This window comes from Gluconacetobacter tumulicola (assembly GCF_014174215.1).
GTDB classification, from domain to species: Bacteria; Pseudomonadota; Alphaproteobacteria; order Acetobacterales; family Acetobacteraceae; genus Gluconacetobacter; species Gluconacetobacter tumulicola.
In genome coordinates, this window is the sequence record NZ_JABEQL010000035.1 from 25,652 (window position 1) to 37,949 (window position 12,298).

The 12,298-nt window shown below is 65.4% G+C and carries 7 protein-coding genes and 1 pseudogene; 3 read left to right on the top strand and 5 right to left on the bottom strand.

What is annotated here, in order from left to right:
• Position 1: 1 nt before the first annotated feature.
• Complete coding sequence (locus tag HLH29_RS17460; RefSeq protein ID WP_182968651.1) at positions 2-1,351, bottom strand: calcium-binding protein; 1,350 nt, start codon at positions 1,349-1,351, stop codon at positions 2-4.
• Positions 1,352-1,550: 199 nt separating this feature from the next.
• Between HLH29_RS17460 and HLH29_RS17465 the strand changes: the two genes are divergently transcribed.
• Entirely contained in the window at positions 1,551-4,385 is a 2,835-nt protein-coding gene (locus HLH29_RS17465; protein WP_182968652.1) for a glycosyltransferase, read from the top strand.
• Between the two features lie 280 nt (positions 4,386-4,665).
• Complete coding sequence (locus HLH29_RS17470) at positions 4,666-5,481, top strand: hypothetical protein (RefSeq protein ID WP_182968653.1); 816 nt, start codon at positions 4,666-4,668, stop codon at positions 5,479-5,481.
• Positions 5,482-5,643: 162 nt separating this feature from the next.
• Here the strand turns inward: HLH29_RS17470 and HLH29_RS17475 are convergent, their stop codons facing one another.
• The 4 genes from HLH29_RS17475 to HLH29_RS17490 all read right to left on the bottom strand — a co-directional run bounded on the left by HLH29_RS17475 (position 5,644) and on the right by HLH29_RS17490 (position 11,822).
• The gene (locus tag HLH29_RS17475; RefSeq protein WP_220790663.1) at positions 5,644-6,654 is read right to left on the bottom strand and encodes a YncE family protein; all 1,011 of its coding nucleotides are present in this window, start codon (positions 6,652-6,654) and stop codon (positions 5,644-5,646) included.
• Between the two features lie 61 nt (positions 6,655-6,715).
• Positions 6,716-9,460, bottom strand: coding sequence for a TonB-dependent receptor (locus HLH29_RS17480; protein WP_182968654.1), 2,745 nt, complete (start codon positions 9,458-9,460; stop codon positions 6,716-6,718).
• Positions 9,461-9,714: 254 nt separating this feature from the next.
• On the bottom strand, positions 9,715-11,127 hold the full coding sequence (locus HLH29_RS17485) for a HAMP domain-containing sensor histidine kinase (RefSeq protein WP_246374392.1): 1,413 nt from the start codon (positions 11,125-11,127) through the stop codon (positions 9,715-9,717).
• On the bottom strand, positions 11,124-11,822 hold the full coding sequence (locus HLH29_RS17490; RefSeq protein WP_182968655.1) for a response regulator transcription factor: 699 nt from the start codon (positions 11,820-11,822) through the stop codon (positions 11,124-11,126). The genes HLH29_RS17485 and HLH29_RS17490 overlap by 4 nt, the downstream gene beginning before the upstream one ends.
• Before the next feature lie 149 nt (positions 11,823-11,971).
• Here HLH29_RS17490 and HLH29_RS17495 point away from each other — a divergent pair.
• Positions 11,972-12,112, top strand: a pseudogene (locus HLH29_RS17495) (transposase); the annotation flags it as partial.
• Between the last annotated feature and the right edge of the window lie 186 nt (positions 12,113-12,298).

Genomic DNA, 12,298 nt, shown 5'->3' on the forward strand with positions numbered 1-12,298 from the left:
ATCAGCTCAGGGTAAAGTCGCTGGCCTTCAGGTCGGTAATGCCAACGAACGTGATGCGCGTATTGTCGCTCAGCTGGATCGTGCTGTTGCCACCCGCAATGGTCGCGGCGGACAGAATCCCCTGCAATCCATTATTGTTCTGGTAGCCATATTGATAGAGCGCGACCAGGTTCCCCGCCGCACTGCCGAAATCGGTAATGACATTGTTGCCGCCGCTGCCGGGCCCGTTGGTGAAGGCGAACAGATTGTCGCCGCTGCCACCCGTCATCGTCGCGCTGCCGGTGCCGCCCACCAGCGTATCGTTGCCCGTCCCGCCCACAAACGTCACATCGCCGCCGTCCGCAAAGGCATGGAGCGGGTTGCTGGCCTGCGCGCCGTCCAGCGTCTCGTTGCCCTCATTGGCCACGAACAGGGTCGGGCCGGAGGCCCCCAGCGTCATGCTCAGGCCCGCCGAGCCGAAGATGGTGGACTGGCCGGCCACCACGCTCGTCATGCCGGTGCCGTTCAGGAAGGTCAGGCTGCCGGTCACACTGATCGTATTGCCGACACCCTGGACAACCTGCAGGTCTCCGGCTGCGGAAATCGTATCGGAAACCGCTCCGCCGATGGTGCCCGACGACCCCGTGAACGAAACCCGGTCCTGCGCCCCGCCGGAGACGGTGCTGCCACCGCCCACCGAGACGATGCTGCCGGCGGCATTGTCGACGACGGTCGCATTCGTCCCCAGCAGGACCAGCGAACTGCCGGCATTGATGGTCACCGACTGGGTACCGAGGGCGCCGACGATGGTGTCCGTTCCCATCGAAACGACATCATTGTTGCCTTCACCGAGGAAGATCCGGTTTTCACCCCCTCCCGCATTGACGGTATCGTTCCCGCCGTCGGTCACGACCAGATCGTTGCCCGCGCCCATATTGATGGTAAAGTTACCTGTCCCGCCGATGAAGACATTGTCACCGGCCGTCGCCAGAAAGCTTCCGCCTGCCGGCCCGCCCAGGAAGGTCGTGCCGCCCAGCGTGCCGGAAATGACATCCACCGAGGTCGTGACCTTGTGGGCGTCGATGGCCACAGGCGCCATCTGCACGGCATCGGGCGCACTGCCCGACAGCGCGCCCGCCACGATGTTGACATAGGCGCCATCCAGCGCATAGGCGCCGCCGACCGTGATCATCCCGACCGCATTGGCGCTGCCGGCGGCGTTGAAGCCATTCTGCTGAGTGGAAAAATTCTTGCCCGCGGCACTTGCCCGCAGGGTCTGCGCATAGGCATTGGCCAGGGCAAGCGTATCGCCGCCATCGACCGTCACGTTCACATTGGTACCCACCGCACCCATCACGGTTACAATCGCCACAGCCCGCTCCCCGACGTTGCCTGGCCGGACGACGACATGTCATCAGCCATTACAAACCGATCCGGAACCGCATCGCATGACGATGGCCGCCCGGAATGACGGGACCATGTAAGCGTGGAGACCTTCCCAAAATATTAACATCCTGTCGTGCAGGATCAAAAAATCATCGGCCACCGCAAGAGGGACGCACGACATTCCGATGGATGCAGACGATTGGCTCCCCATGGCCCACACGCTGCCGGACGCGCCCGGATTGCTGGGATGCGACGCGCTCGATCCCTATTTCGTGACGCCGCCGGACCTGGACCCCGATCCCGCCATCAATATGGTGCTGCCGTTCCTGGCCTGGATAGTCACCCTCGCCCGCCCCCACGGCATCGGCCTGGCCCCCGGCCGCCCCGCCCTGCACGCGCTCCTGACGGAACAGGCCCACCGCCTGCGCCTGAATCTGACCGTCCACGCCATGACCGACCGTCCATGTCCCGGCACCTGCGACCTGCTGTGGGTGGCGTTGCCGCCGGCGGATATCGGCGACCAGACACCGGATCGGCTCGTCCCGCTCCTGTCACCGCACGGTGCGTTGCTGCTGTACGGGCTGGATGGCGCAACCGACCGGCATGCCGCATGGTCCCGCTGGCTGGCCGAAATCCCGCGCGCCACAATGCCGCTGGGTCGCGGGCTGACATTAGCATTGCCCGGGCCGGGCGCACCGCTCGCGGGCCTTTGCGACGCCCTGAACCGCGCGCAGGGGGATAGCGTGGCCGCCAACCTGGCCAGCCGCTTCGCCGCCATCGGCACCCATTGGGCAACCCGGCGCGCCCTGGCCGATGCGCGGGCGGAACTGGCCGAGACCCGCGCCTCCCTCAGCCGCACCCGGCTGGACGCCATGGAATTGCGGCTCGAACGGAACCGGCACGCACCGCCCGCCGATCCGCCGGCCTCCCCTCCTCCCGACAGTCCAACACCAACCATCTCCGCGTCACCACCCACGCCCACGCCCACACTCGCCCTGCGGGCCCGGCTGGCCCGGCGGCTGGCACGCCCGCAGCCCATCCCGGCGGAAACACCGCCTCCCGAACCAGCACCCGCCCGCCGGCCCATCCGCACGGTCCTGTTCATCTCGGGCGAACCGGCGACACCCGGCACGATCTACCGTGTCGACCGCAACGCAGCCGCCTGCCGCGCAGCCGGGTACGAGGCAAGAAGCCGCGACTGCGCCGCCGTCGGCCCCGACGACATTCTCTGGGCCGACCTGATCGTCCTGTGGCGCGTGGACTATAGCGGCCATGTCGATACGCTGATCCGGCTGGCGCGCGCGCGCGGCGCCCTGCTGGCCTTCGACGCCGACGATATCGTGTTCGAACCCGAACTGGCCCGCGGCGACCTGATCGACGGCATCCGCACCAGCCCTGCCCCCGTGGCGCGGATCGAACGCATGTATGCCGACATGCAGCGGACCCTCCGCCAGTGCGATCTCGCCATCGCCACCACCGAAACCCTGGGCGACCGGATGCGCCCCTACACGCCCCTGACGGTGATCGTGCCCAACATCCACGACCAGGGCACGCTGGCGCGGTCGCGCCGGGCCGCCCGCCGCCGCGCGGCCACCCCATCCGACGGGCTGGTGCGGATCGGCTACGCCACCGGATCGCGTACCCACCAGCGCGATTTCGCCCGCGCCCTGCCGGGGCTGCTGGCGGTCATGGCCCGGCGGCCGGAGGTGCGGCTGGTCCTGTTCCGCGAACCGGGGGGCGGCCGCCCGCTGCTGCTGACCGAGGAATTCCCCGCCCTGCACGCCCGCGCATCGCAGATCGAATGGCGCGACATGGTCGCGCTGGACGCCCTGCCCGACGAACTGGCGCGGCTGGACATCTCGATCGCTCCGCTGGAGACCGGCAATCCGTTCTGCGAAGCCAAGAGCGAACTGAAATTCTTCGAGGCCGCCCTGGCCGGGACCTGCACCATCGCCTCCCCGACCGCCCCCTTCCGGGCGGCGATCCGCGATGGCGTCACCGGCCTGCAGGCCGACAGCGACGCGGAATGGGAAGAGGCACTGCTCCGGCTGGTGGACGATCCACCCCTGCGCGCCCGCATGGCGCGCGACGCGCTGCATACGGTCCTGTGGGAATACGGCCCCCAGCGCCAGGCCACCCTGCTGGGCCTGACGATCGCGGGCCTGGCAGGCGGCCAGGCCGCCGCGCAGGCCGGCGCGCTGGCGCTGGCATGCGGCGCCACCCGCGTGCGCGCCGTGCCCACCATCCCCGACAGCGAGACATTGCTGCACCAGGACCAGTTGCAGGATGCCGCCGTCACAATCGTCATCACCACGTACCAATATGCCGATCATGTCATCGAGGCCCTGGAATCGGTCCGCCACCAGACGCTCGAACCGCTGGACCTGATCGTGGTGGACGATGCCTCGACCGACGATACGACGGCCCTGGTCAGCGGCTGGATGGCCCGGCACGGCAGGCGCTTCAACCGCCTGCTGCTGCTGCGCGCGCGCCACAATGCCGGGCTGGGCGGCGCCCGCAATATCGGCATGGCCGCCGCCGAAACCCCGTATGTCATGCAGCTCGATGCCGACAACCGCCTGCTGCCCGACGCGTGCGCCCGCCTGCTGGATACCATCCGGCAGGCGGATGCGGGCTTCGCCTATCCCATCATTCGCCGCTTCGGCCGGGCGGACGGCGTGATGGGCGATATCCCCTGGCATCCGGGGCGCCTGGTCGGCGGCAATGTCGTCGATGCCATGGCCATGGTGGCAAAATGGGCGTGGGCGGCGGCCGGCGGCTATTACGTGTCCCGCGACGCCATGGGGTGGGAGGATTACGATCTCTGGTGCAGCCTGGCCGAACGGGGCATCGCCGGGGCGCATGTGCCCGAAATCCTGGCCGAATACCGCGTCCACGACGCCGCCATGACCGACGGCGTGACCGAACGCGCGGCCCACAAGCAACGCGTGGTCGCCCTGCTGCGTGCCCGCCATCCCTGGATACGCCTGACCGCGCCGGAGGCGAGAAGCCGGGCCTGACGGGCGCCCGCGCCGCGCCGCGGACCTGCGTCAGCATCATGCACCTGCCATCCCCGACCGCAACCGGCCATTCAGTCCGCTCTCGCCCGCCAGCCCACATTTCCAGGCTCTCATCGGCGCCCCGAGGGATCGGCAGTGAACCGCCCCGGGATTGGCGGAGACGACCGGACGCCACCCTCATGAACCCCGGCGGAGGCATACCAACTATTTAATTCTGGGCATCTCATTTTCATGGCCTGTTCGCGCGCGTACAAGACATGAACTGGAAGAGGATATCTCCATGGTTGGTAGTGCATTCCCCGTCGGCAGAAGAAGCGCATGGGGCACCCGTATGGCGGCGGCCTTGCTTGCCCTGGCAACGGTAGCCACAGATGACGCGGCGTATGCCGCCGAAAGCGACGTACAGTCCCAGTCCACGCAATCCCTGATCATTTCCTATCGCAGCACTCCTGCCGGGCGACCGGCCCTGCTGCACACGCTGCGTACCCAACTGGCACCACGCCTGCATGCGTTGCAGGCCCAAGGCAGCCTGGCACATTACCGCATCCTGTTCAGCCGCCTTGTCGACGCGAACACCTGGGACGCATTGCTGATCCTCGACTTGCGCAACGATGCACAGCTCACCTCCTGGCGGACGATCGATGCCAGAACCCCCGCCGGGCTGAGCGCGACTGACTTGACGAATGTCACAGCCGTGGAAAGCACGCTCTCCGATCCGGTCGGCCATGGCGGCCCTGCCGATGACGGTCCGGACGCGGTCTACATGGTGGTTCCATACGATTATTTCGTGCCGACGAAGGACTACACTGCCTATGTCCGATCCTATGTCTTTCCGCAGACCGACGGGTGGATCGCGGCCGGCGCTCTCAATGCCTACCAACTCTATGCCGCCCGCTACGGTGCCGGCCGGAACTGGATGTCGATGCTGGTGCTGGCCTATCACGGCGATAACGGGCTGGACCAGCGCAACGACGTCATCGCCGCTACCCGCAAGACCTTGAGCGCGAACCCCGGCTGGGCGGCAACGGCTAGCGGAAAAGGCCATATCCGTACAGAGAAAGCCGCCATGATCGCGGACCTGATCGCCGGCGGCTGAACCCGGGCGCCCGGCTCGCCATTGGCTGATCCCGCACGGGCGCCATGTCTGCAAGCCGCCGCCCCATATACCGGCGCGGCCCCGCGGGGGAACCGTGCCGGTATGGCGCCCAAGGTTCCGGCGCCAGCGACCGGCTGAACGCGGCACGCCGGCGCGCGGCGTTCAGCCGGCGCGTACGACCAGAACGTGAAAGCTGCCTGGGATCATGGCCCCGTGCGCCTGCCCGGGCGCGGGGGGCGAGAAACGCGCGGCGGGCAGATACAGCGTGCCGGTCCGGGCGTCCAGGGCGCCGGTGCGTGCGCCCGTTTCGGTCGGAATGCGCTTCACGCCCCCGGGCACGCCGGCACCCGCCAGCGAGATCTGGTCCAATTCCCCGCTGGCGCCGCATGGGATGTAGGCGCGCCGCCGCATGGCATCAAGGATGACGGCATCGGGCCCGCCGCCGATGGCGACCAGGCCTTCCAGCGTCTTCCGCCCAGCCGAGACGATTGCGGCCTTGCCATTGGCGCAGGCCGCGATCAGCCGGTCCGATGCCTTGTCGTACGCCAGGCCGCTGGGCCCGGCGCACGCGCCCAGCGCGATGGCCGGCCCCGCCGCCATGGCGGCGGTGTCGACCGTCTCGATCTCGTTGGCGTCCTCGTTATTGACGTAAAGCGTCCCATCCTGGCCCAGCGCGGGGAATTCCAGCCCCGGCTTCAGCGTCACGGTGGCTGTGACCTCCCTGGATGCCAGGTCGATGACCGACACCGTGCCTCCTTTGGCGTTCATCACGAATGCCCGTCCGTGTCGCTCGTCGATGACGGCGCCATCCGGCTTGCGGCCGACGGCGACGCGGCCCGTTTCATGTCCGTCCGTCCTGTCGATGAAACGAACGGTATCGTCGTCACCGCTCGTCACCAGCAGATCCGTGCGGCCCTTCAAGGGCAGCACGGCATGGCCATGCTGGATCTGCCCGATGCTGACGGCGGCCTTCCCGTTCTTCAGGTCGTAATCCGTCACGGAGGTCGCCCGCGCGACATACAGGTGGCCCGTCCCGCGATCGAATGCCGCATAGTCGTAATTGCCGTCCGGCCCCGGCAGGTCGCCGGCCCGGGCAGCCGGCGCCGCGCAGGCGCATGCCGCGACCATGCCGGCCACGAAGCCCCATCCGATCGATTTCAATCCACGCTTCATGTCATATTCTCCAGATTTCCGATATACTGCTGTACCGTGACGCGTCGACCGACGCCCCGGCTCAGAAATGTCCGCGCACGCCGCCCAGCACGGTCTCGTAATAGACCTCGCGCTGGATGGGCCGGCTGTCGCTGGTGCCTTCGATGAACTTCAATGGCGTATTGGTCAGATTCTTGACCGAGGCATAGAGCGCCAGGTTTTTCGTGATGGAATAGGACGCCGACATGTCGACGCGCAGGCGGTCCGCCGTCCAGATATCGGTGGCCTGGGAACCGCCGATCGCGAACAGGTTGCGCGAGACATAGTTGACGCCGACGCGGATGCTGAATTTCGGGTCCTCGTAATAGAGCGCCGCATTGATATTGTTGTTCGAGGTGGATGGCAGCGGCGCGTCGATACCGGGATGGACCTGCCCGGTCGAGTTGATCCAGGTATAATTTCCCTCGAACCCCGTATATTTCAGGATGCTCGGCAGGAACGCGAATTTCTGGTTATAGACGGCCTCGAAACCGTAGGCCTGGGCATGAGGAATATTTTTCCAGCTGACGACGTTCACGATGCCGGACAGGCCGCCGTAATTCACGTAACGATCCTGCCGCGGCATGATGTAGTTGCTGATTTCCTTGTCGAAGGCACCGACGGAGATCAGCCCTCCGTTGCCGGTATAATATTCGAGCGATGCATCGAAGGCGTCGCTCGTCATGGCCGGCAGGCCGGGATTACCGCGCGAGATGGTGCCCGTGCTGGCATCGACGGTCGTGGAGGCGGTATTCTGGTTGAATCCGGGACGCGCCAGCGCGGTGGAATAGGACAGCCGCCCGATCAGGCGCGGCATGAAGGTATAACGGAATTCGACATCCGGCAGGTAATTGAAATAATTCTGCCTGACTGTCGTCGGGGAGAGCACTGTATTGCCATTGGCGTCGATCGTCGTCAGAACGCCCTGGTAATGTCCGTTCGTCGCCTCGAAACGCATGCCGGCCATGACATGTAGTGCCTCGGAGATGTTCCCTTCATACTGGAAATAGCCGGCATAGACATTTTCGTGGTCGAGCTGCGTTCCCTGCAGGCTGGAAATCGCGTCGCCCGCCGGGTCGGACTGGGGCAGGGCGGGCGTGCCGGCAAGGGCGTAAATCCCGGCGCTGTCCACGAACGGGCCGATGTTATATTGGTTCTTGTAATAAAGATTGTTCGGACCGTAGGCGAAGCTGGACAGCGGGATCGTGCCGTCGCCGGTCCAGTTCCTGTTATCCTGGGACGTGGTGCGACGACGCAGACGGACCAGGACGCCGACCTTCAACGAACTCTGATTGCGCAGGACGTCCAGCGGGATCAGGGCGTTGGCACCGCCCGACCATTCATTGTCGGAATTTTTCTGCATAGTGTCCGCGAGGCTGGTCAGCCTGTAATCGCGGTTCGCGTAGCCTGTGCCATCCAGTGCGGCAAGCGTCGGCTGGTTGGGAGTGGCCATATTGTTGTAGGCGACGGCGGTCGGGCCGGACATGTCGGTGAAGGTCGCCGTCCGGGCCAGCGGGAAATTGCCGTCGCCATGCGACCAGGCTCCATGATAGTCGATCCTGACCCGGCCGATCGTGTTCCGCCCGCCCCAGGTCGCCATGTCGTTCTGGACCGTGTTCAGGCGTTCGACAGCCTGTTTCTGAAAGGTCGCCTGCGGGGCGACGAATCCGGCCTGGTTCGTACCGGCAAGACAATTATAGGGCGCGGGACAATTGCCGTCCCCGGCGCCTGAATCCAGGCCGTTCGCGATCAGGCTGTACCGGTGATACCCTTCGTGATAGCCCGATTCCGCGAACCGGACGAAGAAATGATTGTCTCGGTTCGGATCGAAATCCAGTTCGCCGCCCCGATTGTAGCGGCGGCGAAAATACTGATAGCGCCGCATGTCGATCGTCGAGAGCAGCTTGTCCGGATAGCCCAAGGATTGCTGGTCGGAATAGGCCTCTTCCACATCGTCGACGCCGCGCTGGTCGTTATACATGCCGGCCGTGGCGAAGATGGAAAACGGCCGCGGGTTGGAAACCCAGCCCCCACCCACGCCCGACCCGGCCTGGCCATAGGGGCCCGGATGCCCGCCGAAGCCGAAGCTGGCTCCGGCGGTGATCTGGCCGTTGACCACCGGCGTGCCGCGCAGGGGTTCGGCGCCGCCGCCGATGTCAAATTCGACGAACGGCTTGCCGTTGGGTTCCTGCGTGCGGGGCACGAGGTCGATCGTACCGCCCATGGCCTCGCCATCCTGGTCCGGACGCATCGTCTTGGTCAGGACGACCGAGGCCACCATGCCGGCCGGAATCGCGTCCAGCGCGACCGCGCGGGCACCGCCGAAGACCGAAGCCTGGTTCGACGGCATCACGCGCACGCCGCCGAACGTGACGCCGCTCAAATCCGCGTCGAGACCGCGAATATTGACGAATCGCCCTTCGCCGGTATCGGTCTGGAGCGAGACGCCCGACATGCGCGAAATTGCCTCGGCCATGTTGATGTCAGGGAGTTTGCGGATTTCTTCCGCCGTGCGGACGGTGATCGCATTCGGCGCGTTGCGTTCGGACGCATTCGATGCCGCAATGCCGGTCAAGGCGCCGATCACGTCGAACTTCTCGCCCGCCCCTCCATTGCGGGCCGGCGCATCGTCGTGGATGGCGGCAGCCGTGGCTGGAGCAGCGGCGGCGGGTTGGGCCGTGCGGTGGGCATGGCGGGCCACCATATGTTTGCGCGTCCCGGCCTTGCCGCCCTTCGCCTGCGGGTCCTGGTGACTGGTGCCGTCGCCGGCGCGCGCGGATGCCGGCATGGAAACTCCGGCCATCAAAGTCAAAGAAATGGCGAGACTACCGTACCGACACGCCTTGCGATGAGCAGAATACTGCATAAAACACCTTTTAACCGGTAAATATAGAGTGCGGCGCTCTCTGACGGCGCCTTACCGGTCTCCGCCAAAACCATATCCGCGAACAGCCAATTACATTTTTTTACAATATTTGCGCATGAAGATTGGGTTACAGTCCAAAGTGTAGCAATACTTAATCTATGTTGGGTATTATTAACTTACCAACCATTCCGGTGCGCGCCTGTGGTGGCCGGCATGGTCACTTCGCAGCGCAGGCCATGCGGCGCATTGTCCAGCAGCCTGATCTCACCACCATGAAGACGGACGATCGCGCGCACCATGCTCAGCCCCAGGCCCGTTCCCGGCGTGGCACGGCTGCCGTCCAGACGGACCATCTTGCCGAACACACGCTCGCGCTCATGCGCCGGAATGCCCGGGCCGGTATCGGCGACGGCCAGGACGACCTTCCCACCCGCCCGCCGCGCAGTGACCGTGATCCTGGTTCCCGCGGGGGAATGGTTGATCGCGTTCTCGATCAGGTTCGCCAGCACCTGGGTCAGCAGGACGCGGTTGCCGTCCAGTTCCAGTCCGCCTTCCGGCGGGACCAGGACCAGCATCTGTCCGTGATCCTCGGCCACCGGGCCGTAGAGACCGGCGAGAGACGCCAGAAGATCGGCGACCGGCAGTCTCTGGGGGTCAGGCGCCCTGTCGTCGGCCTCGATCTGCGCCAGCTTGAGCAGCGTGGAGAAGATCTCCAGCGCCTCGTCGAGACAGGCCATCGACCGCGTGATCGCGCGCACGCGGTCCTGCGGCGCCGTGGCCTCGGCGGCCATGTCCAGTTGCTCGCCCAGGCGCGCCAGCGGACGACGCATGTCGTGCGCGATATCGTTCGTGACCTGGCGGATGCTGGCGATCTGCGCCTCATTCCTGTCGAGCATGGCGTTGAGGCTGCCGGCCAGATGTTCGAATTCGTCGTTCGTCGCGTTCAGGACGATGCGGCGCGAAATGTCGCCGCGCATGATATCGCGCGCAGTCTGGCTGATGGTCTCGATCCGCCGCAACACCAGGCGGCTCAGGACGAAGCCGCCGCCAAGACCGATCAGGAGGAACCCCCCGCCGCTCCAGACCAGTGTGAGCCATACGTCACGCCGCATGGAGCGCAGGGACGCGCCGTCCATGCCGACGAAGAAATATCCGCCGTCGTCCAGCACCTGTCCCTGGCCAACGACCGGATGTCCGTCCGGCGGCAGCGGAAACCAGGTCCAGGACAGATGACGCGGGCCGTCGATGCGCGGCAGATCGCGCATGTTGCCGGCCACGGTCCGCCCGTGCGCGTCCTGCAGAAGATAATAGACGGTGGGATCGGACCGGATCGCCGAGCGGATGGCGGACGTGAGATGCGCGACGTCACGGCTGGATACACCCGACAGTGCCTCATCCCGTTCATTGGCGATGGCCTCGTGGATCTGCCGGGTCAGCGAATGCAGGCTGCGATAGCCGGACAGCGCGGTGACCGTCATTCCGCAGATAAAGCAGCAAGCGGCGAACAGGGCGACGATGCGGAAGGACGAGCTGCGCAGGACGGACAGCCTCGACGGGGTTCCATCCGCCTGCCCGTCCATCCATGTCATTGGCCTCGCAGCATGTAACCCTGTCCCCGTACAGTATGGATCAGGGGCGGAGCGTCCCGGCCCAGCCGGTCCCGAAGACGGCTGACATTCGATTCCAGCAGGTTGGTGCGGATCGGGAAATCGATGTCCCAGACGGCCTGCAACAGCATCTCGTGCGACAGGACAATATTCGGATGGCGCATGAAATATTCGAGGAGTTTCAATTCCTGATCCTGAATGAACAGTTTTTTTCCCGCGCGGTACGCCTGGCGTGCGACAAGATCGACCTCGATATCCGCGAAAATCAGCCGCATCGCCTGGGACGGGGGCCGCAACCGGCGCATCAGGACGTCCAGGCGGGCCGACAATTCGCGGATCGAGAACGGTTTGACAAGATAATCGTCAGCCCCGCGTCGCAGTCCCGTCACACGGTCCTGGATACCGTCCATGGTCGTCAGGATCAGGACGGGCACCAGCATTCCCATAGCGCGCAGGTCGGCCAGGATCGCCAGACCGTCGCCGCCAGGCAGGCGGCGATCCAGAATGATGCAGTCCCACCCGCCCGTCAGCGCCAGTGCCCGCCCGCGTTTCCCGTCCTCGGCCACCGTGATCGCGATATGGGCAAGATGCGCGGATCCAATGACATAGGCGACGGTCTGCCGATCGTCCTCCACCCAAAGGATTTCCGGAGCGGCAGCGGCCCATTCATTGGTCATGCAGCCGATCGGCATGGGATGGTCACAATCTGATTTCCGACGTGGCCATGATTATGAACGTGAGGATAAGGGACACAAGAGGCTCCCGGAAAGATTGGGCATTGTTAATCCGTCGTCCGCGGCATCCCCCGATCGCGCTTTGATAGGATCGTGGTCGCTGGGACGCGGATGCGTTGCGTGACGTGGTGCGCGATCATGTTGTCGAGCATCTGGGGAATGCGGACGCGGTGCTGGTGGTCGACGAGACCGGTTTCCTCAAGAAGGGTTCTGCATCGTGCGGTGCGCCCCGCGGGCAAAGGCTTCGTCCTTGGCGTCAACGCCAATCACTGGTTCCATTCCTGGCGTCCGGACATCCGCTGGTCCGGCGCCGGGCTGCTGGCGGTGGCGCGATAGAAAACTCAGCGTATCTCCCATGGGTGGGTATGGTTCTCCTGCCAGCCGACGCGGTGCAGCAAGGGCATGTCATCATCGCATTC

Excerpts from the sequence above, each read along its gene's own strand:
- HLH29_RS17465 (WP_182968652.1), top strand. The coding sequence starts at position 1,551 with ATGGATGCAGACGATTGGCTCCCCATGGCCCACACGCTGCCGGACGCG.
- HLH29_RS17470 (WP_182968653.1), top strand. The coding sequence starts at position 4,666 with ATGGTTGGTAGTGCATTCCCCGTCGGCAGAAGAAGCGCATGGGGCACC.
- HLH29_RS17475 (WP_220790663.1), bottom strand. The coding sequence starts at position 6,654 with ATGAAGCGTGGATTGAAATCGATCGGATGGGGCTTCGTGGCCGGCATG.
- HLH29_RS17480 (WP_182968654.1), bottom strand. The coding sequence starts at position 9,460 with ATGCCGGCATCCGCGCGCGCCGGCGACGGCACCAGTCACCAGGACCCG.
- HLH29_RS17485 (WP_246374392.1), bottom strand. The coding sequence starts at position 11,127 with ATGACATGGATGGACGGGCAGGCGGATGGAACCCCGTCGAGGCTGTCC.
- HLH29_RS17490 (WP_182968655.1), bottom strand. The coding sequence starts at position 11,822 with ATGACCAATGAATGGGCCGCTGCCGCTCCGGAAATCCTTTGGGTGGAG.